The organism is Alistipes sp. UBA6068, assembly GCF_949428155.1.
Taxonomy (GTDB): Bacteria; Bacteroidota; Bacteroidia; order Bacteroidales; family Rikenellaceae; genus Alistipes; species Alistipes muris.
Genome location: NZ_CASQFS010000008.1, coordinates 98,648 through 124,824, shown reverse-complemented (window position 1 = coordinate 124,824; position 26,177 = coordinate 98,648). Strand labels below are relative to the sequence as shown.

The 26,177-nt window shown below is 62.4% G+C and carries 22 protein-coding genes; 14 read left to right on the top strand and 8 right to left on the bottom strand.

Going from position 1 to position 26,177, the window contains the following annotated elements:
- From QVG21_RS06380 to QVG21_RS06370, 3 genes are all read right to left on the bottom strand, one after another.
- Nucleotides 1-567: a hypothetical protein gene (locus tag QVG21_RS06380; RefSeq protein ID WP_287923180.1), complete on the bottom strand. Its 567-nt coding sequence runs from the start codon at nt 565-567 to the stop codon at nt 1-3.
- Nucleotides 568-589: 22 nt separating this feature from the next.
- Complete coding sequence (kduI, locus tag QVG21_RS06375; RefSeq protein WP_287923178.1) at nt 590-1,432, bottom strand: 5-dehydro-4-deoxy-D-glucuronate isomerase; 843 nt, start codon at nt 1,430-1,432, stop codon at nt 590-592.
- 93 nt (nt 1,433-1,525) lie between these two features.
- A complete protein-coding gene (locus tag QVG21_RS06370; protein ID WP_287923175.1) occupies nt 1,526-2,197 on the bottom strand; it encodes an XRE family transcriptional regulator in 672 nt (223 codons plus the stop codon).
- Between the two features lie 145 nt (nt 2,198-2,342).
- Here QVG21_RS06370 and QVG21_RS06365 point away from each other — a divergent pair, with 145 nt between their 5' ends.
- The 3 genes from QVG21_RS06365 (at nt 2,343) to QVG21_RS06355 (ending at nt 5,972) form a co-directional block, all read left to right on the top strand.
- Nucleotides 2,343-2,636, top strand: a complete 294-nt coding sequence (locus tag QVG21_RS06365) for a hypothetical protein (protein ID WP_287923172.1) — start codon at nt 2,343-2,345, stop codon at nt 2,634-2,636.
- A gap of 487 nt (nt 2,637-3,123) precedes the next feature.
- The gene (gene terL, locus QVG21_RS06360; protein WP_502871763.1) at nt 3,124-4,806 is read left to right on the top strand and encodes a phage terminase large subunit; all 1,683 of its coding nucleotides are present in this window, start codon (nt 3,124-3,126) and stop codon (nt 4,804-4,806) included.
- 74 nt (nt 4,807-4,880) lie between these two features.
- Entirely contained in the window at nt 4,881-5,972 is a 1,092-nt protein-coding gene (locus QVG21_RS06355) for an NAD(P)H-dependent flavin oxidoreductase (RefSeq protein WP_287923170.1), read from the top strand.
- A gap of 176 nt (nt 5,973-6,148) precedes the next feature.
- On the opposite strand, the gene QVG21_RS06350 is transcribed toward QVG21_RS06355, so the two are convergent.
- Nucleotides 6,149-7,009 carry an SPL family radical SAM protein gene (locus QVG21_RS06350; RefSeq protein ID WP_287923168.1) on the bottom strand — a complete coding sequence of 287 codons (861 nt, stop codon included), beginning with the start codon at nt 7,007-7,009 and terminating at the stop codon, nt 6,149-6,151.
- A gap of 2 nt (nt 7,010-7,011) precedes the next feature.
- Complete coding sequence (gene tsaD, locus QVG21_RS06345) at nt 7,012-8,034, bottom strand: tRNA (adenosine(37)-N6)-threonylcarbamoyltransferase complex transferase subunit TsaD (RefSeq protein ID WP_287923166.1); 1,023 nt, start codon at nt 8,032-8,034, stop codon at nt 7,012-7,014.
- An 87-nt stretch (nt 8,035-8,121) separates the two neighbouring features.
- Between tsaD and QVG21_RS06340 the strand changes: the two genes are divergently transcribed.
- The 8 genes from QVG21_RS06340 (at nt 8,122) to QVG21_RS06305 (ending at nt 17,978) form a co-directional block, all read left to right on the top strand.
- Entirely contained in the window at nt 8,122-12,696 is a 4,575-nt protein-coding gene (locus tag QVG21_RS06340; RefSeq protein ID WP_325362719.1) for a translocation/assembly module TamB domain-containing protein, read from the top strand.
- A 30-nt stretch (nt 12,697-12,726) separates the two neighbouring features.
- Nucleotides 12,727-13,401: a MotA/TolQ/ExbB proton channel family protein gene (locus tag QVG21_RS06335; protein ID WP_251215002.1), complete on the top strand. Its 675-nt coding sequence runs from the start codon at nt 12,727-12,729 to the stop codon at nt 13,399-13,401.
- A 6-nt stretch (nt 13,402-13,407) separates the two neighbouring features.
- Nucleotides 13,408-13,812: an ExbD/TolR family protein gene (locus QVG21_RS06330; protein WP_251215001.1), complete on the top strand. Its 405-nt coding sequence runs from the start codon at nt 13,408-13,410 to the stop codon at nt 13,810-13,812.
- A gap of 2 nt (nt 13,813-13,814) precedes the next feature.
- Complete coding sequence (locus tag QVG21_RS06325; protein ID WP_287923163.1) at nt 13,815-14,489, top strand: TonB family protein; 675 nt, start codon at nt 13,815-13,817, stop codon at nt 14,487-14,489.
- Between the two features lie 8 nt (nt 14,490-14,497).
- Nucleotides 14,498-14,914 (top strand): DUF1573 domain-containing protein, encoded by a 417-nt coding sequence (locus tag QVG21_RS06320; RefSeq protein WP_287923162.1) that lies wholly within the window; start codon nt 14,498-14,500, stop codon nt 14,912-14,914.
- 2 nt (nt 14,915-14,916) lie between these two features.
- Complete coding sequence (locus QVG21_RS06315) at nt 14,917-16,218, top strand: amidohydrolase (RefSeq protein ID WP_287923159.1); 1,302 nt, start codon at nt 14,917-14,919, stop codon at nt 16,216-16,218.
- A gap of 129 nt (nt 16,219-16,347) precedes the next feature.
- Nucleotides 16,348-16,941, top strand: a complete 594-nt coding sequence (gene yihA / locus QVG21_RS06310; RefSeq protein WP_287923157.1) for a ribosome biogenesis GTP-binding protein YihA/YsxC — start codon at nt 16,348-16,350, stop codon at nt 16,939-16,941.
- Nucleotides 16,942-17,036: 95 nt separating this feature from the next.
- Nucleotides 17,037-17,978 (top strand): ribose-phosphate diphosphokinase, encoded by a 942-nt coding sequence (locus QVG21_RS06305; RefSeq protein ID WP_287923154.1) that lies wholly within the window; start codon nt 17,037-17,039, stop codon nt 17,976-17,978.
- 51 nt (nt 17,979-18,029) lie between these two features.
- On the opposite strand, the gene QVG21_RS06300 is transcribed toward QVG21_RS06305, so the two are convergent.
- Nucleotides 18,030-18,845 carry an SDR family oxidoreductase gene (locus QVG21_RS06300; protein WP_251214995.1) on the bottom strand — a complete coding sequence of 272 codons (816 nt, stop codon included), beginning with the start codon at nt 18,843-18,845 and terminating at the stop codon, nt 18,030-18,032.
- Nucleotides 18,842-19,633: an MBL fold metallo-hydrolase gene (locus QVG21_RS06295; protein WP_287923150.1), complete on the bottom strand. Its 792-nt coding sequence runs from the start codon at nt 19,631-19,633 to the stop codon at nt 18,842-18,844. Before QVG21_RS06295 ends, QVG21_RS06300 begins: the two co-directional genes overlap by 4 nt.
- Nucleotides 19,634-19,839: 206 nt before the next feature.
- Between QVG21_RS06295 and QVG21_RS06290 the strand changes: the two genes are divergently transcribed.
- The 3 genes from QVG21_RS06290 to QVG21_RS06280 are packed head-to-tail and all read left to right on the top strand — an operon-like array spanning nt 19,840 to nt 25,583.
- Nucleotides 19,840-21,117: an efflux RND transporter periplasmic adaptor subunit gene (locus QVG21_RS06290; RefSeq protein ID WP_287923147.1), complete on the top strand. Its 1,278-nt coding sequence runs from the start codon at nt 19,840-19,842 to the stop codon at nt 21,115-21,117.
- 3 nt (nt 21,118-21,120) lie between these two features.
- Complete coding sequence (locus tag QVG21_RS06285; RefSeq protein WP_287923144.1) at nt 21,121-24,216, top strand: efflux RND transporter permease subunit; 3,096 nt, start codon at nt 21,121-21,123, stop codon at nt 24,214-24,216.
- A complete protein-coding gene (locus tag QVG21_RS06280; protein ID WP_287923142.1) occupies nt 24,213-25,583 on the top strand; it encodes a TolC family protein in 1,371 nt (456 codons plus the stop codon). The genes QVG21_RS06285 and QVG21_RS06280 overlap by 4 nt, the downstream gene beginning before the upstream one ends.
- 237 nt (nt 25,584-25,820) lie before the next feature.
- Here the strand turns inward: QVG21_RS06280 and QVG21_RS06275 are convergent, their stop codons facing one another.
- A complete protein-coding gene (locus QVG21_RS06275) occupies nt 25,821-26,114 on the bottom strand; it encodes a PG0541 family transporter-associated protein (protein ID WP_251214988.1) in 294 nt (97 codons plus the stop codon).
- Nucleotides 26,115-26,177: the final 63 nt, after the last annotated feature.

Sequence of the window (26,177 nt, the reverse complement as noted above, 5' to 3'; positions counted from 1 at the left end):
TCAGAATCTGACGCCGAATGCCAGACCGCCATGGGAGTAGTTCCAATAATAGCTGCCGTCCGTAAACATGGTTTTAATGTTATAGAACGCATAGCACTCGAACCGCCGGCTGTCGATAAAATAGGCGCGTATCGGAAAGTCGATGCCCCAATAACCGGCGGAGTGCTGCATGTGCTTCAAGACCGATTGCCCTTCCTTGTCCTTGAAATGAACGCCGTACAGATACTTGCAGCGATCGTACGTTGTGCCGACACCGACTTTGACCCATCGGAATTTTTGGGGAAACGGTGTGGCCATACCTCGCAAACTGACCCCAGCTCCATATAAATCGGACGCTGTGCCGTTTTTGCACATGTCGGTGTGGATTTCGACTGCGACAGCGAAATAGCTGTTGACACTTCGGCCATATTCCACCAGCAGCGACGGCCCGGCCGAAAGCCGGTCGTTGTCGACACTGCTGCGAACATTGACGCCGGCACCTACGCGAATCGTATTTTTGTTCTGCGCGGAGAGACTGCAAGAAAAAAACAAAGGAAGAAGAAAGAAAAACAGCCTTGTTGCTTTCATTGCGAAGTTTGCTGGCGGCCGTTTATTTCAAGTCGGTAATCTTCGAGAAATCCTGGTCGCCGTAGTCGAGGTTCTCGCCGCCCATGCCCCAGATGAACGTGTAGTTGTGGGTGGCGGCGGCGCTGTGAATGGACCACTCGGGCGAGAGGACGGCCTGGTCGCCCTTCATCCAGATGTGGCGCGTCTCGTCGACTTCGCCCATCAGGTGGCAGACGGCGTGTTCCTCGGGCACCTCGAAGTAGAAGTAGGCTTCCATGCGGCGCGAGTGTACGTGGGCCGGCATCGTGTTCCAGACGCTGCCCGGCAGCAGTTCGGTCATGCCCATTTGGAGCTGGCACGTGGGCAGCACCTGGTTGACCAGCATCTTGTTGATGTTGCGGTCGTTGGAGCCTTCGAGCGAACCCATGTGGGCCACCACGGCGTCGGCCTTGGTCACCTTGCGGTCGGGGTAGGTGCAGTGGGCCGTCGTCGAGTTGAAGTAGAACTTGGCCGGGTGCTGCGGGTCGGCGCTCTCGAAAGTCACCTCGCGGTCGCCCGCACCTAAGTAGAGCGCTTCCTTGAAATCGAGCTCGAACACCGTGTCGCCCGACTTCACGCGGCCTTTGCCGCCGACGTTGAAGATGCCCATTTCGCGGCGCGTCAGAAAGTGCGGGGCCTTGAGCGGGTCGATGGCTTCGAGCCGGAGCGTTTCGTTCACGGGCATCGCGCCGCCGACAATCATGCGGTCATACATCGAATAGACCATGTTGACCTCGTCGGCCGCAAAGACCTTTTCAATCAGAAAGTCGCGGCGCAGACGGGCCGTGTCGTAGTGTCTGGCATCTTCGGGATGCGCGGCGTAGCGGATTTCGTAGCTGGTTTTCATCAGTTTATTGAGTTGTTGTTTTTTGCGTGGCAACATTATCCGAATTTCAAAGATACTCACAAAAAATCGAAAATGAAAATCGGGGGCCTGCTCCTACCGCATCGAATTCATGCGGATGGAGGCCTTGACCAGCGCCAGGGCGCGGATGCGGCCGACAGCCACTTCCTTGTCGGCGTGGTGGGGATTCTGGCTCACGAGCTTGACATAGCCCTCGCGGTCGGACTTCTGGATGTATTTCACCGTCACGTATTCTTCGCCGTCCATGTCGATGGACAGCAGGTACATGTCGCCCCAGAATATGTCGTTGAGGTCGCACAGCTGTTTGTAGAGCACGATGTCGCCGCTTTTGAGCAGCGGGTACATCGAATCGCCCACGATGTAAATGGCGCCGTCGCACTTGGGCAGGTTGGGGATGTGGATGAAGTTGACGGGTTTGGCCTGCGCACGGTCGGTGAAAAGCGGCACCAGCCCCGCCGTACCTTCGATGGAGTAGAGCGGCACGCTCTGCATGGGCAGCGAGTTGTCGGTGCGGTGCATGTAGGCCGTCAGGTCGGGTTCGGCGTTGAACATCCGGCCGCGGCCGGTTTCGAGCCATTCGGGGTTGACGTTCAAATCCTGAACCAATATGTTGCGGTTGCGCGACGAAAGCCCCGCCTTGCCCGTCTCGATCATCGAAAGGGCTGCCTTGCCGATGCCAAGTCGCTGTGCAAGTTGTTCTTGGGTCATCCCGAGCTGCTTGCGTATCAATTTTACCCGTTCGTTCATGGCTGTGCTATCGGAAAATATTATAATAAAAAATTGTACTGAACCGTATCAAAATTCAATTTTTGAATATATCTTTGTCCTGCAAAGTTAAGCAATTTATTCTTTCGCGCAAATCATCTATTCAAAAAAACGTTGGTTTTCTGTTATGTATCCTGTTTCATCCGAACTTTACCGGCAGGTCGCGGCGTTTCTCGCGCAAGCCGTCGGCGGCCGCAGCTATTTTTCGGGGTCGGTCGAGGGCGAGACGGAGGGCGCCGCGTGGCGCCTGACGGCTTCGGTTATCGTCTATCGTCGCCGCGTTTCGCAGCCCGAGGGCACCGCCGAGCCGATTTCCGACCTCGTGCCCGTGTGGTGGGAATTCCATACTTTCGCGGCCGACGGGGAGGTGCCGAACGACTTTTCGTTCGGCGAAGTCCGGGACCTCTTCCGGAGTTTGTAGTTTGGGGGCATGCGTGTGCGTGTTTTCCCGCGGCGTCCGGCTCGCGCCCGTGGCGCAACCGCCCCGGCCGGGCCCGCGAATGGCTGCAACGGAAGAGGGCATACTCGTGAGAATGATGGAATTTTGCCTGCCGGAGGAAATTATAGTCCGTAAAGTAAGATGCAGCCGGGCATATTCATCTGCGGCGGCTGGGCCGGACGCATCTCCGATGCGAGCCGCCGCAGATGGCAACGCAAGGCGTTGCAGGAAATTGTGAATAATGTATAGTTAATAAGGAATAAATGTCATGTGGAGCGAGCGTCGGTTCGTCTTGCGACCTCCTCAGAATGACAGAGGGGCACCTCTGATGATATACTGCTTTTCACTCTTTATCTTTTTTTGAGTTCCGGCTCTTTCCCGCCTTTCGGGCGCGGCGCCGCCCGCCGGAACCACTCAGACGAACCCGCCCGCCGCGGCGCCGCGCAAAGGGTTCAAAAATCGTACTTTCATGAATCGTCCATCCGATTTTTCCTCTGCGGGACACTCTCCCGCAGAGGTTTTTGTTTCTCCGGCCACGGCGGCCGCAAGTTCTGCCGAATCCGAATCCAGCCTCGGCCTTGGGAACTCTGCTGCCCCCGATTCCGGGTCGGGTCACTCCGCCGAACCGGTTCTTGGCTCCGAGTTGCCCGCCGCGGTCGGAAACTCCGTCGAATCCGTCCCAGGCTCTGGACCCTCCGCCGAACTAATTCCCTCCGAACTTGCCGGACCTGCCGGAGCCGGACATCCTGCCCCCTCGTTCGCCGATTTCGCGCTGGCGGTCTATCCTTTCCTGGAGTTGCAGCCGTTCCACCGTGCTTATTACCGCGTCCTGGAGGCGTTCGCCCGCGGGCAGGTCCGGCGGCTCATCGTCACCATGCCGCCCCAGCACGGCAAGAGCGTGGGGGCCACTACGCTGCTGCCCGCCTACATCCTCGGGGCCGACCCCGATTGCCGTGTCGCCATCGCTTCCTATTCGGGGGCCCTGGCGTCGAAATTCAACCGCCGCGTCCAGCGCATCCTCGAATCGCGCGAGTACGGCGATATTTTCCCCGTCACCACCATCAAGTGCGGCAACAAGCCGCCCAACTACATCCGCACGGCCGACGAGGTCGAAATCGTCGGACACCGGGGCGGCCTGCTGTCGGTCGGGCGCGAGGGGTCGCTCACCGGCAACCGCGTCGACTGCTTCGTGCTCGACGACCTCTACAAGGACGCCCTCGAAGCCAATTCGCCCATCATCCGCGCCAATTGCTGGGAGTGGTACACCTCGGTCGTGCGCACCCGTATGCACAATGCGTCGCGCGAGCTCATCGTCTTTACGCGCTGGCACGAGGAGGACCTGATAGGCACCATCATGCAGCGCGAAAAGGTGGTTGCGCTGCGGCGCTGGGAGCAGCTCGGCACCTTGCGGCACGACGAGTGGCTCCACCTCAATTTCGAGGCGCTCAAGGTGTCGCCCTCCTCCGAACTCGATCCCCGGCGGCCGGGCGAGGCGCTGTGGGAGATGCAGCACGGTGCGGCCTTGCTCGCGGCCAAGCGGCGGCTCGACCCGTTGCAGTTCGAGGCCATGTACCAGGGGCATCCGTCGGCCCGCGAGGGACTGCTGTACGGCAACGGGTTCGCCGAGTACGATTTTCTGCCGCGCGAAATCGTGCGCTACGGCAACTATACCGACACGGCCGACACGGGCGACGATTATCTGTGCTCGCTCTCCTATGCGGTCGACGCCGACGGCATCGTCTACGTCACCGACGCCGTTTATTCGCGCGAGCCGATGGAGACGACCGAGACCCAGGTGGCCGAAATGCTGGTCCGGTCGGGTACGCGGCAGGCCGCTGTCGAGAGCAATAACGGCGGCCGGGGGTTCGCCCGCGCGGTGCAGCGGCTCGCGCCCGACGTGCGGGTCGAGTGGTTCCACCAGCATGGCAACAAGGAGGCCCGCATCCTCTCCAACGCGGCGACCGTGCTGCATCTGCTGCGCTTCCCGCGCGACTGGCGGCTGCGGTGGCCCGAGCTCCACGGCCATCTGACCGCTTACAGGCGCCAATTCCGGGCCAACCGCTGGCACGATGCCCCCGACGTGCTTACGGGAATCGTCGAACGCGAGCTGACCGACGAGCGCCGCAGGACGCGCAGTGTTAAGTTTTTGTGAAATTGTTCTTGAGTGCCGAATTTTTCGGCCGAAAATACCTATCTTTGGCCCGGAACTTATTCAAGAACGAATAAATGAAAACACTGAAAATCGGAAATTTATGCGCCTCGGTGCCCATCGTGCAGGGCGGTATGGGCGTAGGCATATCCCTGGCAGGGCTCGCTTCGGCCGTGGCCAGCGAGGGCGGCATCGGGGTGATTTCGTCGGCCGGGCTCGGCGTCATCTACGGTTCGCGCCCCGCCGACTACCGCGAAGCGTCGATCCGCGGACTGAAAGAGGAGCTGCGCAAGGCCCGCGAAGCCACGCGCGGCATCATCGGCGTGAACGTCATGGTGGCCATGTCCAACTTCGCCGACATGGTGCGCACGGCCATCGCCGAGAAGGCCGACATCATCTTTTCGGGGGCCGGGCTGCCGCTCAGCCTGCCGTCGTTTCTGCCCGAGGGTGCCCGGACCAAGCTGGCGCCCATTGTCTCGTCGGCGCGGGCTGCCGCGCTGCTGTGCCGCAAATGGTTCGAGGAGTACCGCTATGTGCCCGACGCCATCGTGGTGGAGGGCCCCAAGGCGGGCGGACACCTGGGCTACAAGCGCGAGCAGATAGACGATTCGCACTATTCGCTCGAAACGTTGGTGCCCGAAATCGTGGCGGAGGTGTCGAAATTCGGCGCCGAGCACGAGTGCCATATTCCCGTCATTGCGGGCGGCGGCATCTACACGGGCGAGGACATCTACCGCATCATGGAACTGGGTGCCGAGGGGGTGCAGATGGGCACGCGCTTTGTCACCACCGACGAGTGCGACGCCGACCCGGCGTTCAAGCAAAGCTATATCGACGCCCGCCGCGAGGACATCGAAATCATCGAAAGTCCCGTCGGGATGCCGGGCCGGGCGCTGCGCAGTTCGTTCCTCGACCGGGTCAGGGAGGGGCTGAAGCGGCCCAAGGCCTGTCCGTTCGACTGCATCAAGACCTGCGACGTGACGCACAGCCCCTATTGCATCATGCTGGCGCTCTACAACGCCTTCAAGGGCAAGTTGCAGAACGGCTACGCTTTCTGCGGCGCCAACGCCTGGCGGGCCGAGAAAATCCAGTCGGTCCGCGAGCTGATGTCGTCGCTGAGTGCCGAATACGATTCCTTTGCGCAGAAAATCAAAGGTTTGGCAAGATAGAGGCGCATCCTTTCCCCGGTTCGGCGCGGCTGCTTCGGCGGCCGCGCTTTTTCGTGCCTTGGGGCGTCAGAGCGGGTGCGGACGACTCGTCCGGAGTACAGGGCGAAATGATTGTTCCGTGAAATTTTGCGGCGGCAGGGCCCGGCGTCAGAAAAGCGGCGGGCGGCGGAAAGGCGTCAGAAAAGCGTCGGATGCGGCGTCGGCTCCAAGGTGCGGAGGTAGTCGAAAATCTGCCGGTTGTCGTGCATGATGCCGTGGCGTTCGCATTCGGCATGGAATATGGCCGTCAGTCGTTCGTTGTCGGGGCTCGCGAGGGCATAGCGGTTGCCGAAAGTGCGGATGTAGCGCTCTTTCATGCCGGGAAAAAGCCGGTCGAGCCGGTCGTAGAAGTAGTCGCGGCTGCCCTCGCGCAGGGTCATGCCCATGCCGAAGCAGACGATGCCGCGTACGCGGGCTTCGATGCAGTAGTCGAGCACGCCGCGCAGGTTCTCCTCGGTGTCGTTGATGAAAGGCAGGACGGGCGTGAGCCACACGACGGTGGGGATGCCGGCGTCGCGCAGGGTTTTCAGCGCCCCGAAGCGCTCGCGCGTGGTGCTGACGTTGGGTTCTATCCGGCGGCAGAGGGCCTCGTCGCGGGTGGTGAGGGTCATCTGCACCACGCACTTGGCCTTGCGGTGGATGCTGCGCAGCAGGTCGAGGTCGCGCAGCACGCGGGCCGACTTGGTGATGAGCGTGAAGCCGAAGCCGTAGCGGTCGGCCAGCTCCAGGGTCCGGCGGACAAGGCGGAACTCCTCTTCGAGCGGAATGTATGGGTCGGTCATCGAGCCGGTGCCCAGCATGCAGCGGGTGCGCCGGCGACGGAGCGCTTGTTCGAGCAGTTCCGCGGCGTTGGCCTTGACCTCTACGTCGTCGAACGGGTGGTCGAAACCGTAGCAGGCGCTGCGCGAGTCGCAGTAGATGCAGCCGTGGGTGCAGCCGCGGTAGAGGTTCATGCCGTTTTGCGGCGACAGGATCGTCCTGGCCTCGACCGTGTGCATGGCTACAGCTCCCCGATCCGTGCTTCGGGTGCGACGTCGAGGGTCGAGAATTCGCCGTTGCGATAGCGGTAGTAGCCCGTCATGGCAATCATCGCGGCGTTGTCGGTCGTGAACTTGAATTCCGGCAGGAACGTCCGCCAGCCGCGCTTGCGGCCCTCGGCCACGATGCCGTCGCGCAGGCCCGAGTTGGCCGATACGCCGCCCGCTATGGCGATGTCGCGGATGCCCGTTTGCTTCGACGCTTTGACGAGTTTGTCCAGCAGGATGCTCACAATCGTGTGTTGCAGCGACGCGCAAAGGTCGGCCTTGCGGCGCTCGATGAATTCCGGGTCGGCCGCCACGCGGTCGCGCAGCGTGTAGAGGAACGAGGTCTTCAGCCCCGAGAACGAGTAGTCGCAGCCCTCGACCCGCGGCCGGGCAAAGCGGAACGCTTCGGGGTCGCCCTCCTTGGCCAGCCTGTCGATGACCGGGCCGCCCGGGTAGGGCAGTCCCATCACTTTGGCACACTTATCGAAGGCTTCGCCTGCGGCGTCGTCGATCGTGGTGCCGATGATTTCCATCGCCAGCGGCGAATCTACCCGGACGATCTGCGTGTGGCCGCCGCTTACCAAAAGACACAGGAACGGAAATTCGGGGTGGGGCAGCGTCCGGTCCGGCAGGTCGATGAAGTGCGACAGGATGTGGCCTTGCAGGTGGTTGACCTCGACCATCGGGATGTTGCCCGCTATGGAGAGCCCTTTGGCGAACGACACGCCCACCAGGAGCGAGCCCACCAGTCCGGGGCCGCGCGTGAAGGCGATGGCGTCCACGTCGCCGATTCCGACGCCCGCTTCCCGCAGCGCCGTGTCCACTACCGGGACGATGTTCTGTTGGTGGGCGCGCGACGCCAGTTCGGGAATCACTCCGCCGTACTTCACGTGTACGGCCTGCGAGGCGATGACGTTCGAGAGCAGGACGTTGTTGCGCAGCACGGCGGCCGAGGTGTCGTCGCACGAGGATTCGATGCCGAGTATGGTAATATCCATCGGGTTTTTCGTTTTTTAACCAATAATAGTTAAATTTGCAGGTTATAACGGCTATTCGTGCACAAAGGTATAAAAATATTGGGAAAGGTGTTGCTGGCGATCGTTCTGACGGTCGTCTTGCTCCCTTTTGCGCTGTCGCTGCTGCTGGGTGTTCCTGCCGTGCAGAACTTCGTCGTGCACAAGGCCGCCGGGGTCGTCTCTTCCAAGCTGGAAACCACGGTCGCCATCCGGCACGTCGACATCGGGTGGTTCGGCAAGGCCAAGATAGAGGGTTTCTATGTCGAGGATTACCAGCGCGATACGCTCCTTTACGTCGACCGGCTCGATGCCTACCTCACCCGGCTCGGGATTTTCGGCGGCGGGCTCGTCTTCAGCCGTGCCGAGATTTCCGGCGCCAAGCTCTGCCTGCGCGAGACCCCCGACGGCGGGATGAACATCCGGCAGATCGTCAGCAGGCTTTCGGACCCCGACCGTCCCAAGAAAGGCAATTTCAACCTCGCGCTGCGCAAGGCTTCCATCGTCGGCATGGAGCTGTGCCTTGAGCGGCAGCAGCACCGCAATCCCCCCTACGGCATCGACTTCGGCCACATGCACCTCTCGGACATGACCGCCTACGTCGACGACTTCACCATCGACGGCTACACCATCTACGCCACCATCGCCTCCCTTTCGGCGCGCGAGCGCAGCGGGTTCGTTCTCGACCGCCTGTCGGGGCGGTTCTACCTGGTCAGCGGGTGTCTCGGGTTCGAGGAGACCACCATCCTCACCGCCCGGTCGCACCTGTCGATTCCCTATGTGTCGCTGGTCGGGAATTCGTGGGCGGACTACAAGAATTTCATCGGCGAGGTGCAGCTCGACGGAGCCTTGCGCCATTCTTCGCTTTCGTCCGACGACCTGGCTTTCTTCGCGCCGCAGCTCCGTGGGTGGCATACGCTTTTCAGCGAAGTCAACGCCGATTTCACCGGCACGGTCGCCGATTTCGAGGCCGAGCTCCGCAACATGCGCATCGGCACAGGCACTTCGCTCGCGGCCACGGCCAAGATAACCGGACTGCCCGACATCCGCCGTACACGCTTCGAGCTGGACATTCCGCGGTTGGTCACCACGGCCGACGAGATGGAGTTGCTGGCCCGCAACATCGGGCATACGGAGCTGCCCTCCGCGCTTTCTGCCATGCTCGGCCGGGCCGGGCGGTTCGGGCTCAACGCCCGTTTCAGCGGCCTGCTTTCGTCGTTCGACCTCCGGGCCGCACTCGCCACGGGGGTAGGCAATGTCGACCTGAACCTCGCCATGAAGCCCCTCGGGGGCGGGCGCAGTGCGTTGCAGGGCGACCTCTCGGCCCGGCGCTTTCGGCTGGGCGAGCTGTTCGGCCGCCGCAGCCTGCTGGGCGATGCCACGCTCACCGCCGCCGTCAACGGGTCGGTGGGCCGGGGAGTGACCGACGCCATGGTCGTCGGCAACGTATCGCAGTTGGAGTTCCGGGGCTATACCTACGATTCGCTCCGGCTCGACGGCCGTCTGCGCAACCGCGGGTTCGACGGCCTGGTCACGGCGCGCGACCCCAACCTCGATTTCGATTTCGCCGGAGCCGTCGACTTCAACGGCGCCGTTCCCCATTACGATTTCACGCTCGACCTGCGGCGTGCCGACCTGGCGGCGCTGCACGTCAATCAGCGCGATTCGGTGTCGGTGCTCGCCGCCCGGGTCGAGGCCAACGCCGGAGGGCGGACGCTCGACGACCTGAACGGCGTTATCCGCGTCACCGACGCGTCCTACCGCTACAACGACAAGGTCGTCGAGACCCGCAGCGCCGTGGTCACGGGCGAGAATTCGGCCCACAGCAAGTTCATCGAACTGCGTTCGGACTTCGCCGACGTCACGTTCCGGTCCAAGACCAGCTACCGCACCGTCTTCGAGTACCTGCGCCAGAGCGCCTGGAAATACCTGCCCCTGCTCGGCAAGGAGCGGCGGGGAGCCCGGTCGGCGACGCACGAAACCGCCGTGCCCGACGATTATTCGCTCCTGTCGGTTTATATCCGCGATTTCAATCCTGTGGCCGACGCCGTGTCGTCGGGATTGCAGATTGCCGACGGGTCGTCGTTGCAGCTGCTCTTCAACCCCGCCAGCGACCAGCTTTCGCTCAAGGCCGATTCGGAATTCATCGAGCGCAAGCGGCTGTTGGCTACGCGGCTCAACATCAACGCGTCCAACCGCGGCGATTCGCTCACCGTCTACGGTTCGGCCGAGGACCTCTACGCCGGACCGCTCCACCTGCCCCATTTTTCGGTCATGGGCGGGGCCAAGCAGAACCGCATGCAGCTTTCGACCGGATTCGAGGATTCCCTGCGGCGTTTTTCGGGGTTGGTGAGCGTGCGTGCCGAGGCCGACGACCGGAGCGACGGCGGACGGGTCGTCGACCTGCGGATTCTGCCCTCGCACATCACGCGCGACGACAAGCGGTGGCAGATTTTCGCCAACCGCATTCAGATAGACACCTCCCGCGTGCTTATCGACCGTTTCTTCGTCTCCCACCGCAACCAGAGTCTCCTGCTCGACGGCGTCGCTTCGCGCAGCCGCGACGATTCGCTCACGCTGCGCCTGCACAATTTCGACATCGCCCCTCTCTCGCAGATCGTCGAGCGGATGGGCTACCTGGTCGAGGGGCGCACCAACGGCGGGGCTACCATGAAGTCCGTGCTGCGCGGCGGGGAGTTCCATGCCGACATCGAGGTCGATTCCTTAGAGGTCAACGACATCCCCGGGCCGCCGCTGAGGTTGGTTTCGCGCTGGGACTTCGCCCGCAGCCGCGCCCGCATGACGGTGCTCAACCGGGCCAAGCACGATACGCTCGTGCGGGGGTACTTCGCCCCCGACCGGATGCGCTATTACGCCCGCATGAACGTCGACAGCCTCGACATGGGGTTGCTCGACCCGGTGCTTGCGGGGGTCGTTTCGTCGACACAGGGGGTCGCGTCGGCCGAGCTCGTCGTGCAGGGCGAGCGCCGCAAGGCCGAACTTACCGGGCAGATACGCGCCCGGGGGCTCGCTACGACGGTCGACTTCACGCAGGTGCGCTACCGCGTGCCCGAAGCCGTGCTCGACGTCAGGGGCAACCGTTTCCGGGCCGCGAACGTCCCGGTCTACGACCCCGAGGGCAACCGCGGGCGGCTCGATGTCGACCTCAATCTTCAGCACCTTTCCAACATCGCCTACGACCTGCGGGTGGCGCCCGACGAAATGCTGGTGCTCAACACCACGGCCGACGACAACGACTTCTTCTTCGGGCGCGTCTACGCGTCCGGCATGGCCCGCATCGCGGGCGACAAGGGGCAGGTCAGCATGGACATCGCCGCCCGCACCGACGACGATTCGTTCTTCTCGATGCCGCTTTCCAGCAAGTCCAATATCTCCTACGCCGATTTCGTCGTCTTCGAGAAGCCCGCCGAGGTCGATACGCTCGACAAGGTCATGCGCAAGAAGATGCTGTTCGAGCGGCGCCGCGACCGCAAGGACAAGCAGGACAGCCGCATGAACATCGCCCTTGCGCTCGACGTGCGGCCCAACGTGGAGGTCGAGATCGCCGTGTCGGGCAACGCCGTCCGGGCGCGCGGCGAGGGTACGCTCAACCTCCAGATCGACCCGCGGTCCAACGTTTTCGAGATGTACGGCGACTACACCATCCGCGAGGGTACCTACCAGCTTTCGCTGCAAAATATCATCAACAAGCGCTTCACCATCGAGAACGGTTCCACTATCCAGTGGACCGGGGCGCCGATGAACGCCATGCTCGACATCAATGCCGTCTACAAGGTCAAGGCGTCGCTGCAACCGCTGTTGCAGCAGTTGTTCCAGAACACAGCCGAGAACAAGGCCGGCACCGACCGGTCGGTGCCCGTCGAGTGCGTCATCCACCTCGGCGACCGGCTCTCCAATCCGTCGGTCGGCTTCGAGGTCCATGTGCCTTCGTCCGACCCCGAGACGCAGACGCTGATAGCCAATGCGCTGGCCACGCCCGAATCGACCAACATGCAGTTCCTCTACCTGTTGTTGTTCAACAGCTTCCTGGCCGAGAACAACGCCGCATCGGGTTCCGACATCGGCGCTTCGGTCTCGGCGGCCACGGGGCTGGAGTTCCTCTCCAACCAGTTGAGCAACTGGCTTTCGATGAGCGACTACAACCTGATGATCCGCTACCGGCCCAAGTCGGAGCTGACGGGCGAGGAGGTCGATTTCGGTCTTTCGAAGAGCCTGATCGACGACCGGCTCATCGTCGAGGTCGAGGGCAATTACCTGATAGACAACAAGCAGGCGGTCAACAATTCCGTCTCCAACTTCATGGGCGAGGCCTATGTGACCTATCTCATCGACCGGGCCGGAGCCCTCAAGCTCAAGGCTTTCACCCAGACTATCGACCGTTTCGACGAGAACCAGGGTTTGCAGGAGACCGGCATCGGTGTCTATTATAAGGAGGACTTCAACAATTTCCGCGACCTGCGGCGCCGCGTCCGCGAGCGTTTCACCAACAAGCAGCGGCAGGCCCGCCGTGCCGCGCGCCGCGCCGAAAGGGCGGAACAGGCCGCACGGGCTGCGCGGGAGAACCCGCCCGAGCCGGGGTTCGACGAGGAGCCCATCGAGGAGGACGACATCGAATTCGACAGATAAGGAAAAAACTTAAATAAATTTCACTACGTTATGATTCGTTTTTTGCAGGCTGCCGGGGCGGCGGCCATCAGTGAGGAGACCCGCATGGGGTTGTGGACCTTGTTCGTCAAGGGCGGTTGGTTGATGTGGCCCTTGTTGGTGCTGGGCGGCGTGACGATTTTCATCTTCGTCGAGCGTTTTCTGGCCATCCGCCGCGCTTCGGTCCTCGACATGAATTTCATGAACCGCATCCGCGATTACATTTCCGACGGCAAGATTGCCATCGCCGTGAGCTTGTGCCGCAAGACCGATACCCCCATCGCCCGCATGATAGAGAAGGGCATCGGGCGCATCGGGCGGCCCATGAGCGACGTGCAGACCGCCATCGAGAACGTCGCCAATCTGGAGGTTTCCAAGCTCGAAAACGGCCTGCCGTTCCTGGCCACCATCGCCGGCGGCGCTCCGATGATCGGTTTCCTCGGCACGGTGCTCGGCATGGTCCGCACGTTCATGGACATGTCGGCCGCAGGCGGTACCGTCGACCTCGGACTGCTTTCGAGCGGCATGTACGTCGCCATGGTCACCACGGTCATGGGTCTTATCGTCGGCATCCCTGCTTATTTCGGCTATAATTATCTCGTCGCACGCATCGAGAAGCTCGTGTTCCAGATGGAGGCCAATTCCATCGCGTTCATGGACATTCTCAACCAGCCCGTTCAAAAGTAGTTCGTCATGGCCATCAAACACGGTTCCAAGGTCGACAAGTCGTTTTCGGCTTCGTCCATGACCGATCTCATGTTCCTCTTGCTGTTGTTTCTGTTGATTGCCACAACGCTCATCAACCCCAACGCCTTGAAGCTCATGTTGCCCAAAAGCTCCAACCAGCTCAAGGACAAGGCCGTCACCACGGTCTCCATCCAGCAGGTCGGCACGGCCTACAATTATTACGTCGAGCTGGAGCGGGTCGACGGTTTGCAGGGCGTAGAGCAGGCTTTGCAGTCACGGCTCGAGGGGCAGAAGGAGCCTACCGTGTCGCTGCATTGCGACAAGACGGTGGCTGTCGACGAGGTCGTCAAGGTCATGAATATCGTCAACAGAAACGGGTACCGCCTGATTCTGGCGACAACAGCTAATTAGGCATGTTTCCCGATTCCCGCGACAGGGTGCCCCGGTGGGCGGCGATTGCGGCGTTGGTGTGCTACGCCGCCGGGCTGGCAGCCGCCTTTTGGTGGGTGTCGTTCGGCTTCGCCGTGACGGTCCGGCCCGCCGACACCATCTTCGTCGAGTTCGTCGAGCCGCAGCCCGAGCGGCCCCGGCCCACCGAGGCCGCCGCCGAGCCGAGGACGCACGACGAGCCCTCCAACGTCGAGCGTTCGGCCCAGGTCTCCGGCGACGCGCAGGTTTCCCGCTCGCCCAATCCCCGTGCCCTCTTCAACATGAACAAGAGCGGCACCGAGCCCGCCGATACCGGCAATCCCCACGTGCGCGAGGGGCGGCAGCAGGACGCCGGGCAGGGCCCCGGGTCGAGTTACGAGGGGCTCGATCAGGTCGACAAGGGGTTGCAGGGGCGCGGTCTGGTCGGCAATCTGCCGCGGCCCGCTTATCCCGGCGACCGGAGCGGCAAGATCGTTGTGCGGGTGGTCGTGGGGCCCAAAGGCAACGTCACCAGCGCCGCTTTCGAGCCCAAAGGGTCGACCGTCGGCGACCCTGGGCTTATCGAGGCCGCCCTCGCCGCCGCGCGCAAGGCCCGGTTCACCGAGAGCAGCGCCGCCGTGCAGGGCGGTACGATTACTTATGTTTTCAGCATGCAATGATTTCCGTTATGAAGTTGTTTCGGTTTTTACTCGTTTTCGTCCTTTTGCTCGGAGGGGCTTTTCCCGGCCGGGCTCAGACGCCGTGCGAACAGCCTGCCGAGAAGCAGGGGGCCCGGCTCGTCCTGCCCGTCGCCGCGCATAATTTCGGCGATGTCGCGCGTAAGGGCGGCAGTCTCGTGCACGATTTCGTCTTCCGCAACGAGGGTTCGGCTCCGCTGGTCGTCGTCCGCGTGCTCACTTCGTGTTCGTGTTTCAAGGCCACGTTTCCCAAGCGGCCCGTTCCGCCCGGCGGCGAGGGGATCGTCCGCGTCACTTACGAGCCGCTCAAAAGCGAGCCCGGGACTTTCAGCAAGGTCTTGCAGATTTATTCCAATTCCGTCACGGGTCGCGAGGTGATAACCGTGCAGGGCAATTCCATCGAATAACCATGTCAGTCCTTCTCTTCTCCAATGCCACCGTCCTGCCGATGACAGGCAGTGAGCCGCACACTTTTTGCGGTTCCGTCGGCGTCGTCGGCAACCGCATCGCGCTGGTCTCCGACGACCCCGCGGCCGAAACCGCTTTCCGGCTCGCGCATCCCGACGCCCGGGTCTTCGATTGCCGCGGCAGGCTCCTCATGCCCGGGCTCGTCGACACCCATTGCCACGCCGCCATGACCTTGCAGCGCAGTTATGCCGACGACATCCCCCTCATGGCGTGGCTCCACGACCGTATCTGGCCTTTCGAGGCCCGGCAGACGGCCGACGACGTGGTGCTGGGCATGACCCTCGGCATCGCCGAGATGCTGTTGGGCGGCGTCACGTCGTTCGTCGACATGTATTACTTCGAGAACCGCTGCGTCGAGACGGTCGACAGGCTCGGTATCCGCGCCATGCTCGGGTGCAATTACTTCGACACCAATGTCGAGGAGGTCATGCCGCAGATCGAGGAGGCCGCCCGGCTCGCCGCCGGACGCGACCGCATCCGCATCGCCGTGGCTCCCCACGCGGCTTATACCGTTTCGGCCGACAACCTCACGCGCGGCAAGGCGCTGGCCGATAAGCTCGGCCTGCATCTGATGACCCATATCGCCGAGACGCAGGACGAAACCGCCATTCTGCGCGAGCGTTACGGCACCACTCCGGTCCGTTACCTCGATTCGCTGGGGCTGCTCGACAAGCGGACCATCGGTGCCCACTGCGTGTGGGTCGACGACGAGGAGATAGCCATCCTGGCCGAACGTGGCGTCACCGTGTCGCACAATCCGCAGAGCAACATGAAGATTTCAAGCGGCGTGGCACCCGTGCAGCAGATGCTCCGGGCCGGGGCGCTCGTTACCGTCGCTACCGACGGGCCTTGTTCCAACAACGACCTCGACATGTTCGAGGAGCTGCGCACGGCGGCTTTCTTGCAGAAGTCGGCCACGGCCGACCCGCTCGCGCTGCCCGCTTACGAGGCGTTGCGCATGGCCACGGTCAACGGGGCCCGGGCCATGGGCCGCGAGGGCGAGCTCGGCATCGTGCAGGAGGGGGCTTTGGCCGACCTCATCGTGGTCGATTTGCAGAAACCCCACCTCCAGCCCCTTCACGACGTGGTTTCCAACCTTGTTTATTGCGGCAAGGCGTCCGACGTCGAAACGGTCGTCGTCGACGGGCGCGTGCTCGTCGAGGGGCGGCGGTTGCTCGGGGCCGACCTCCCGCAGCTGTTCCGCGACGTCGACGCTGCCGTCCGCCGGATTATTAATGGATAAAGGCCGTTGCTATCCTGGTTGTCATTCTGAGGAGCTCCTCCCTTTGTCATTCTGAGGAGCCCCTCCCTTTGTCATTCTGAGGAGCGCAGCGACGAAGAATCTATCTTTGAGCAGTCAATCGAAAAAATCATGCAGATTTCCCAAGCCGAATTCAAGTGTTCGTCCGAGCGCATTTCGCAGGTGCCCAAGGACGATTTGCGCGACATCGCCTTCATCGGCCGCAGCAACGTCGGCAAGTCGTCGCTCATCAACATGCTGACCAACCGCACCGGGTTGGCCAAGGTCTCCGGTACGCCGGGCAAGACGCGCTTGGTCAACCATTTCTGCATCGACAGGGCGTGGTACCTCGTCGACCTGCCCGGCTACGGCTATGCCCGCACTTCCAAGACCCAGCGCGGCGAGTTTTCCAAGCTGATTACCGATTACGTTCTGCGGTGCGAAAAGCTCCATTTCCTGTTCGTGCTCGTCGACATCCGGCTCGAGCCGCAGAAAATCGACCTGCGTTTCATCGAGATGCTGGGGCAGAACGGGGTGCCGTTCGGCATCATCTTCACCAAGGCCGACAAGCTCTCGCAGACCCAGGCCCGGCGCAGCGTCGAGCGTTTCCGCGGCGCCCTGGCCGAGCAGTGGGAGGAGTTTCCGCCCATGTTCGTCTCCTCGTCGGCCAAGGGGGCCGGGCGCGAGGAAATCCTCGCGTTCATCGGCCAGTGTCTCGGCGGTTGACCGTTTGTTGAAAAAACTCTCTCGCCGGGGCGTTTTTTCGGTTTTCTTATACTATTTTTGTAACGCTTTTGCACCACTAAACCCAACGATCCGCTATGGCAATCCACAAAATCAAGATTTTCGCGGGCCGCGCATCCGAATACCTGGCCTCCAAAATCGCCGCCAGCTTCGGTACCACGGTCGGCCAGTCCGAGGTGCTCCGGTTCAGCGACGGCGAGTTCCAGCCCTGTTTCAACGAGTCGATACGCGGCTGTACGGTCTTCATCGTCCAGTCGACTTTCCCGCCGACGGACAACCTCATGGAGTTGCTGATGATGGTCGACGCCGCCAAGCGCGCTTCGGCCCACCAGGTCGTCGCCGTGATGCCTTACTTCGGGTGGGCCCGGCAGGACCGCAAGGACCGTCCGCGCGTGCCCATCGGGGCCAAGCTCGTGGCCAACATGCTCAAGGCCGCGGGTGCCGACCGCATCATGACCATGGACCTGCACGCCGACCAGATACAGGGGTTCTTCGACGTGCCCGTCGACGCGCTCTACGCCAGCGGCATCTTCGTGCCTTATATCCGCAGTCTCAATATCGAGGACCTCTCCATCGCCGCGCCCGACATGGGGGGTGCCAAGCGCGCCAACACCTACGCCAAGTTGTTGGGTACGCCCATCATCATTTCGCATAAGGAGCGCGCCAAGGCCAATGTCGTCGGCAAGATGACGGCTATCGGCGAGGTCGAAGGGCGCAACATCCTCATCGTCGACGACATGATCGACACCGCCGGAACCATCTGCATGGCCGCCGACATGCTCATGGCGCGCGGTGCCAAGAGCGTTCGGGCCGCCATCACGCACCCCGTGCTCTCGGGGCCCGCTTACGAGCGCATCAACGACAGCGCCTTGCAGGAAGTCATCGTCACCGATACCATTCCGCTCAATCCCGATAAGAACCTGCATAAGTTCACGGTGCTCACCGTCGCCGACCTCTTCGCCGACGTCATCGAGCGCGTGCATAATTACAAGGAGATTTCCTCCATCTTCTTCAAGTAGGAGGGTTCTCCGCACAATGAAAGAGCCGCTGCTTTTGCAGCGGCTCTTTCGTTACTTCAGCGGGCTGTCCGGTTCGCGGGCCATGACCATGTAGAACATGCGGTCGAGGAACGCCGGGGCGAATTTCTTCACCAAGTGCGTCGCACGCCCTTCGGCTTCCATCAGGCACAGGCGTTTGCGGCGCTGCACGCCCTTGGCGATGATGCGCGCCACTTCGGCCGCCGTCATCATCTTCGCTTCGTTGCGCGGCGTCTCGCCTTGCTGCGTCCCGTCGGCCGTCAGCGCCGAGAAGCGTACGTTCGAGGCCGTGAATCCCGGGCAGGCTATCATCACATGAAGCCCTTTCTTCAGGTTTTCGATGCGCAGCGTCTCCAGGAATCCCGTCATCGCGTACTTCGACGCCGAGTAGCCCGTGCGGCCCGGCAGTCCGTGCAGTCCCGCTACCGACGAGACGCCCACGATCGAGCCTTTCGACGCCTGGAGGTAGGGCAGGGCGTATTTGCAGCAGTTGACCGTGCCCCAGAAGTTCACATCCATCAGCCGGTGCAGTACTTCGAGGTCCACATCGTCGAACAGCGCCCGCATCGAGAGCCCCGCGTTGCAGATGAGTACGTCCACTCCGCCGAATTCGCGTACCGCCGTCGCGATCAGTTCGCGGCATTCTTCCGGTCGGGTCACGTCCGCCCCGCAGTAGGCCGCCTGCCCGCCCCGGGCGCGGATTTCGCCTGCTATGAGTTGCAGTTTCTGTATGTTCCGGGCGCCCATGACCACCCGCGCGCCACGCGCCGCGAATTCGCGGGCCAGCGCTTCGCCGATTCCCGACGAAGCCCCCGTCACTACGACGGTCTTGTTCGTAAAGTCTTTCATTGTGGGTCGTTTATTTCTGTTTGCAGATTGTCGTATGCCAGGCGCACCCCTTCCGGCAGGGTCGGGTCGGTCGCCGCGTGCAGGCCGATTTCGTGGGACATGTGCGTCAGGTAGGCTTCGCGCGGGCCGACACGGCGGATAAGGGCCAGCGCTTCGTCGACGTTGAAGTGCGAATCGTGCGGCGCAAACCGCAGTGCGTTGACTACCAGTACTTCCACGCCTTGCAGCTTCGCGATTTCGCGGTCGTCTATCGTCTTGAAGTCGGTCAGATAGGCCAGTTTCCCGATGCGGTATCCCGTCACCCCGAAGCGCGGCGAGTGGAGCCCGGCTATCGGCACTATCCGCACTCCCTGGACCTCGAACGGCTGCGCCGGGTCGATTTCGTGCAGCGCGATTTCCGGCACTCCGCGGTATTTGTCCTGCGCGAATGCGTAGTCGAAATCCTTGCGCACTACGGCCGCCGCAGCCGGTGCCGCGTAGATGTCGACCCGGTGTACCGTCGGCGGGTAGTCCACGAAGTTGAACGCCCGCACGTCGTCCAGCCCGCCCGTGTGGTCCTTGTGTTCGTGGGTCAGCAGGATGGCATCTATGCGGCGCACGCCCGTGCGGAGCATCTGGGCACGGAAGTCCGGGCCCGCGTCGATGACCAGCCGTTTGCCCCCGGTCTCGACCATCGCCGAGGTCCGCAGGCGGTTGTCGCGCGGGTCTTCCGACCGGCATACTGCGCAGCGGCACCCGATAACCGGCACCCCTTGCGAGGTTCCTGTGCCCAAGAATGTCAGTTTCATAGTTGCAAAGATAAAGATAAAGACGGTTAATTTGTCAAGCGTGCCCCTATTTATCCGTGTTTCCCGGAGCTATCCGCATGGAAATCTGAATTAAAGCAATATCTTTGCACCTTGCGGCGTTGTGTCGTATGCGGGGCTTGTTTTTTGCAGCTCCGGCCGGCAGGTGCCGACAGAGAAGATAAAGAATCGGTCTTATTAATTTGTGCATGATGAATCAGCAAAAGGAGATTCGGCCCGAAAAGTTGTTGTTGCAGACTTACGCCGGTTATGCGCGGCGGGCGGGCGGCGGCCTGGCCCGGTGGTTCCGAGGGATTTCGCCGCGGTTGAAGCGTTGGGTCGCAGGGGCGGTTTGTGTCGTGGTCCTCGGCGTCTTCGCGGTCGTCTACGTGTTGCGGCACCGGCCCGTGGCCGAGATGTTGCCCGTCGTGGCCGTCGAGCCCGTCGTCACGCAGGACGTCAATGTCTACGGCGAGTATGTGGGGCGTATCCGCGCCCAGCAGTTCGTCGAAATCCGCGCCCGCGTCGAGGGTTACCTCGAACGGATGCTCTTCGCCGAGGGTACCTATATTAATAAGGGGCAGACCCTCTTCATCATCGACCCGCAGCTCTACCGTGCCCGCGCCAACCGCGCCCGGGCCCAGCTCAACAAGGCCCGGGCGCAGGCTTTGAAGGCCCAGCGCGACTTGAACCGTATCCGTCCGCTCTACGAGCAGAACGCCGCCAGCCAGCTCGACCTCGACAATGCCGTCGCCGCTTACGAGAGCGCCGCGGCCGACGTCGTCGTTTGCGAGGCCGACCTCACGCAGGCCGAGCTCACGTTGGGTTATACCACCGTCCGGTCGCCGGTGTCGGGTTACATTTCCGAGCGCAACGCCGACATCGGGGCCCTCGTCGGTCCCGGCGGGCAGTCGCTCTTGGCCACCGTCGTCAAGAGCGATACGGTGCGTATCGACTTCAGCATGACGTCGCTCGAATATCTGCGCTCCAAGGCCCGCAACGTCAATCTCGGGCACCGCGATTCCACCCGCACGTGGGACCCCTACATCACCGTCACCCTCGCCGACGGGTCGGCCTATCCCCTGCGCGGACTGGTCGATTTCGCCGACCCGCAGATAGACCCCAAGACCGGGACCTTTTCGGTCCGCGCTGAGATGCCCAATCCCGACCATGTTCTTCTGCCCGGGCAGTTCACGCGCGTCAAGTTGCTGATGGACGTGCGCGAAAACGCCGTCGTCGTGCCCGCCAAGGCGCTGGTCATCGAAAACGGCGGGGCTTACATCTACGTCGTGCGGCCCGACAGCATCGTCGAGAAGCGTTTCGTCGAGACCGGGCCCGAGGTGGGCAACAACACCGTCATCGAGCGCGGTTTGGTGCCCGGCGAATGGATTGTCGTCGAGGGCTTCCACAAGTTGTCGCACGGCATGAAGGTCGAGGCTCTGCCCGCCGAGCCTGCCAAGGTCGATGTCGTCACGGAGGAGGAGTAGGCCATGAAGCGCAATTTCTTCCTCGACCATCCCGTTTTTTCGACGGTCCTTTCCATCGTCATCGTCATCGTCGGGGCCATCGGGCTGTTCCTGCTGCCCGTCGACCAGTATCCGCAGATCGTCCCGCCCGTCGTGCGCATCGCCGCATCGTATCCCGGCGCCGACGCGCAGACCGTCACGCAGGCCGTTGCCACGCCCATCGAGCAGGAGCTCAACGGCACGCCCGGCATGATTTACATGGAGTCGTCGAGTTCCAATTCCGGCGGTTTTTCCGCCACGGTCACTTTCGACATCTCCACCGACCCCGACCTGGCCGCCGTCGACATTCAGAACCGGCTCAAGAAAGCCGAGTCGCGCCTGCCCGCCGAGGTCGTGCAGAACGGCATCACCGTAGAGAAGCAGGCCGCCAGCAAGCTCATGACCATCGTTCTGCTGTCGTCCGACCCCAAGTTCGACGAAATCTACCTCTCCAATTACGCTACGCTCAACGTGCTCGACCTCCTGCGCCGCGTGCCCGGCGTCGGCAGCGTCTCCAACGTCGGCAGCCGTTATTACGCCATGCGCATCTGGGTTCAGCCCGACAAGTTGGCCGACCTCGGGCTCACGGTCAAGGACTTGCAGTCGGTGCTCAAGGACCAGAACCGCGAATCGGCCGCCGGGGTGTTGGGCGAGGCGCCTATCGAGGGTATCGACGTCACCATTCCCATCACCGCGCAGGGGCGTCTGTCGTCGGTCGGCGAGTTCGAGCAGATCGTCGTGCGCGCCAACCCCGACGGGTCGATCATCCGTCTGAAGGACGTCGCGCGGATTTCGCTCGAAGCGTCGTCCTATTCGACCGAAAGCGGCATCGACGGCGGGAATGCCGCCGTGCTCAACATCAACATGCTGCCCGGCGCCAACGCCATGGAGGTCGCCGCCCGGGTCCGCGAGACCATGGAGGAGATCGGGCGGAGTTTCCCCGAGGGCATCAGTTACGCCGTTCCGTTCGACATGACGACTTATATCGCGTCGTCCATCCACCACGTTTACCAGTCGTTGTTCGAGGCGCTGTTGCTGGTCATCCTCGTCGTCTACCTTTCGTTGCAGAGTTGGCGCGCTACGTTGATTCCCGTCGTCGCCGTGCCTATTTCGCTCATCGGTACTTTCGGCGTCATGCTCGCTTTCGGTTTCTCGCTCAACCTGCTGACGCTCTTGGGTTTGATTCTCGCTATCGGCATCGTGGTCGACGACGCCATCGTGGTGGTCGAGAACGTCGACCGCATCATGCACGAGGAGGGTCTCCCGCCTTACGAAGCTACCAAAAAGGCCATGAGCAACCTCAGCGGCGCGTTGATCGCCATGTCGCTGGTGCTCTGCGCCGTCTTCGTTCCCGTGAGTTTCCTGCCCGGCATCACGGGCCAGCTCTACCGGCAGTTCACCATCACCATCGCCGTTTCGGTCATCATTTCCACCGTCGTCGCCCTCACGTTGAGCCCTGTCATGTGCGCGGCGTTCCTCCGGCCCGACAAGGGCGGGCGCAAGAACCGCGTGTTCCGGGCCATCAATTACGCTTTGGCCACGGGCAACCGTTTCTATGGGCGGCTGGTCGCGCAGACCATCCGCAGTTCGCGGCGCATGTTCGCCGTCTTCGGCGTCGCGCTCGTCGGTATCTGGCTCTTGAACGAGTTCGTTCCCAAGAGTTTCATGCCCAAGGAGGACCAGGGTTATTTCACCGTCGAGCTCGAATTGCCCGAGGGGGCTACCATCGAGCGCACACGCGCCGTCACCGAGAGGGCCATTGCGTTCCTGCAAGCCGATCCCGACGTGGGGCACGTGCTCAACGTCACCGGGTCCAGCTCCCGCGTGGGTTCCAACCAGGCGCGCAGCCAGCTCACGGTCATCCTCAAGCCGTGGGACGAGCGTTCGACCGACGGCATCGCCGCCGTCATGGAGCGGGCGCGGCGCGAGTTCTCGCGTTACCCCGAATCCAAGGTCTACCTCTCCACGCCCGCCATTATCCCCGGCCTGGGGTCGTCGGGCGGTTTCGAGATGGTCCTCGAAGCCCGCGGCGACGCCGCCTACGCCGATTTGCAGCGGGCCGTCGATACGCTGATGCGCTATGCCGCCGAGCGGCCCGAGCTCGCCGGGCTGTCGACTTCCATGCAGAACGACATTCCCCAGCTCTACTACGACGTCGACCGCGACAAGGCCCGGTTGCAGGGGGTGCCCATGTCGGACATCTTCTCCACCATGAAGGCCTTCACCGGGTCGCTCTATGTCAACGACTTCAACATGTTCAACCGCATCTACCGCGTCTATATCCAGGCCGAGGCCCCTTACCGGGCCCACCGCGACAACCTGCGGCTCTTTTTCGTCCGCGGGGCCGACGGGGCCATGATTCCCGTCACGGCGCTCGGTACCACCCACTATACCACAGGGGCGGGCAACGTCAAGCGGTTCAACATGTTCTACGCCGCTCCTATCACGGGCGAGGCTGCTTCCGGCTATAGTTCCGGGCAGGCTATGCGCGCGTTGGAGCGTATCGTCCGCGAGCATCTGCCCGAGAACATCGGCATCGAGTGGAGCGGTCTTTCCTACCAGGAGAAGCACGAAAGCGGCAATACGGGGTTGGTTCTCGCCTTGGCGCTGTTGTTCGTCTTCCTGTTCCTCGCCGCTCAGTACGAAAGCTGGTCGGTGCCCGTCGCCGTCATCCTCTCCCTGCCCGTCGCCGGGCTCGGGGCCTATCTGGGCATCTGGGTCTGCGGGCTCGAAAACAACATCTATTTCCAGATCGGTCTGGTCATGTTGGTAGGTCTCGTCGCCAAGAACGCTATTCTGATTGTCGAGTTCGCCAAGGAGGAGGTCGAGAAAGGGCGCGACGCCGTGTCGGCGGCCCTGACCGCCATGCACCTGCGTTTCCGGCCCATCGTCATGACCTCGCTGTCGTTCATCCTCGGCCTGCTGCCGCTGGTCTTCGCGTCGGGTCCCGGCTCTGCCAGCCGCCAGGGCATCGGTACGGGCGTATTCTTCGGCATGCTGGCCGCCATCGGCATCGGCATCATCTTCGTGCCGTTCTTCTTCGTGTGGGTTTATCGGTTGAAAGAAAAATTGAAACGATGAAACGGGTTCTCTCATTTCTCATCCCCTGCGCCGCGCTGTTCGCGGTTTCGTGTTCGGCCGTGCGGCACTGCAAGACCCCCGAGCTCGGATTGCCCGCGGCCATCGTGCCGGGCGCCGTCGATACGCTCACGCTCGCCGACATGGAGTGGTGGCGGTTCTACGGCGACAGCGCGCTTTGCAGCATCATCCGCCGCACGCTCGACCACAACAGGAACATCCGCGCTGCCGCCGCGCACGTCGAGCAGATGCGCCAGCTCTACCGCATCCGCAAGGCCGAGCGCCTGCCGTCGCTGGGCGTCAACGTGCTTGCCGACCACGAGACCAACGATTACTATGGCGAGAGTTCCAAGCTCGACCCCGAATTCGGGCTCAAGGCGACCATCGGCTGGGAGCTCGATTTGTGGGGCAACCTGCGCTGGGCCAAGCGCAAGGGCGAGGCCGAGTGGCTCGCTTCGGTGGAGGACGAGCGCGCCATGCGCATGACCCTCATCGCCGAGGCCGCGTCGGCCTATTTCCGGCTCGTCGCCCTGGACAGCGAGCTGGCCATCGTCCGCCGCACGCTCGAAACGCGCCGCGAGGGGGTCGCCAAGGCCAAACTGCGGTTCGAGGGCGGTCTGACTTCCGAAATCGTCTACCGGCAGGCGCAGGTGGAGTTCGCTTCCACGGCGGCGCTCATTCCCGATTTGGAAAACCGTATCGGCGTCACTCAGAATGCGCTGTGTCTCTTGATGGGGGCTTATCCCGGCGAGGTTGTCCGCCGCCGCGCCGTCGACATGCAGAGTTCGGTTCCCGATTCGCTGCCCGTGGGGTTGCCTTCGCAGCTGTTGCAGCGGCGTCCCGACGTGCGGGCCGCCGAGCAGCGGCTGCGGTCGGCCATGGGGTCGGTCGGCGTGGCCTATGCCGACCGTTTTCCGAGGCTCACCTTCACCTTGCAGGGCGGTTGGGAGAACGACGCGCTCAAAGGATTCTTCCGTTCGCCGTTTTCCTATGTCGCCGGGCAGCTGGCCGCTCCCGTTTTCGCGTTCGGCCGCAAGAAGGCCCGCTACAAGGCCGCTTTGGCCGCCTACGACGAGAGCCGTTTAGGCTACGAGCAGAAAGTGCTGGAGGTCTTCCGGGAGACCGTCGACGCCATTTCGACCTACCGCAAGCTGCGGCAGACTACGGTGCTGAAAATCCATTCGCGCGATGCCGCCCTCAAGTATGTCGAGCTGGCCCGGCTGCAATATCAGTCGGGCAGCATCAATTATATCGACGTGCTCGACGCCCAGCGCCGCTATTTCGATGCGCAGATAGGGCTGAGCAACGCCGTGCGCGATGAAAACCTCGCGCTGGTCCAGCTCTACAAGGCCCTCGGCGGCGGTTGGTAGCCGGTTCCTATGGAAATACAAAAGCGCGCGGCCCTCAAGGCTGCGCGCTTTGCATTCGTCATTCTGAGCGTAGCGAAGAATCTGTTATGCGGGGCAGGCTTGGGAACAGATTCTTAACTGCGCTGCGCTTGTTGACCTCCTCCTTGCATGACATAGCCTGCAAGCAGTCTCTGCGTATGCTGTGAGCGTCGGTTCGTCTTGCCCCTCCTCAGAATGACAGACCGAATTCTCTACTTCTTAGTATCCGCCTTCGATGTTCCAGACGAAGGCCCGGGAGCCCTGCATCTTCGTTGTGGCGTCCATCGCGCGGAACGCGTCCATGAGCGCCGCCACCTGCGAATCGTCCACGATGGCCAGCACGGAGGCGTTCATCGAGGGCCACGCGTGGGTGCCGTAGTGGGGTTCGCCGTCCACCGAGCCGCGGCCTTCGGTCAGGGCCCAGCGCGTGAACCCGCGGATGCCCTGTTCGTCCAATATGCGGTTCACCCGGTCGGTGAGCGCCTGGTTGTATGACAAAAATACTGCTTTCATATATCGTTGCCGTTTTCGCTTCCGCCCGAAGCTGCTTGTCGCAAAACTCCGGGCAGAAGCAAA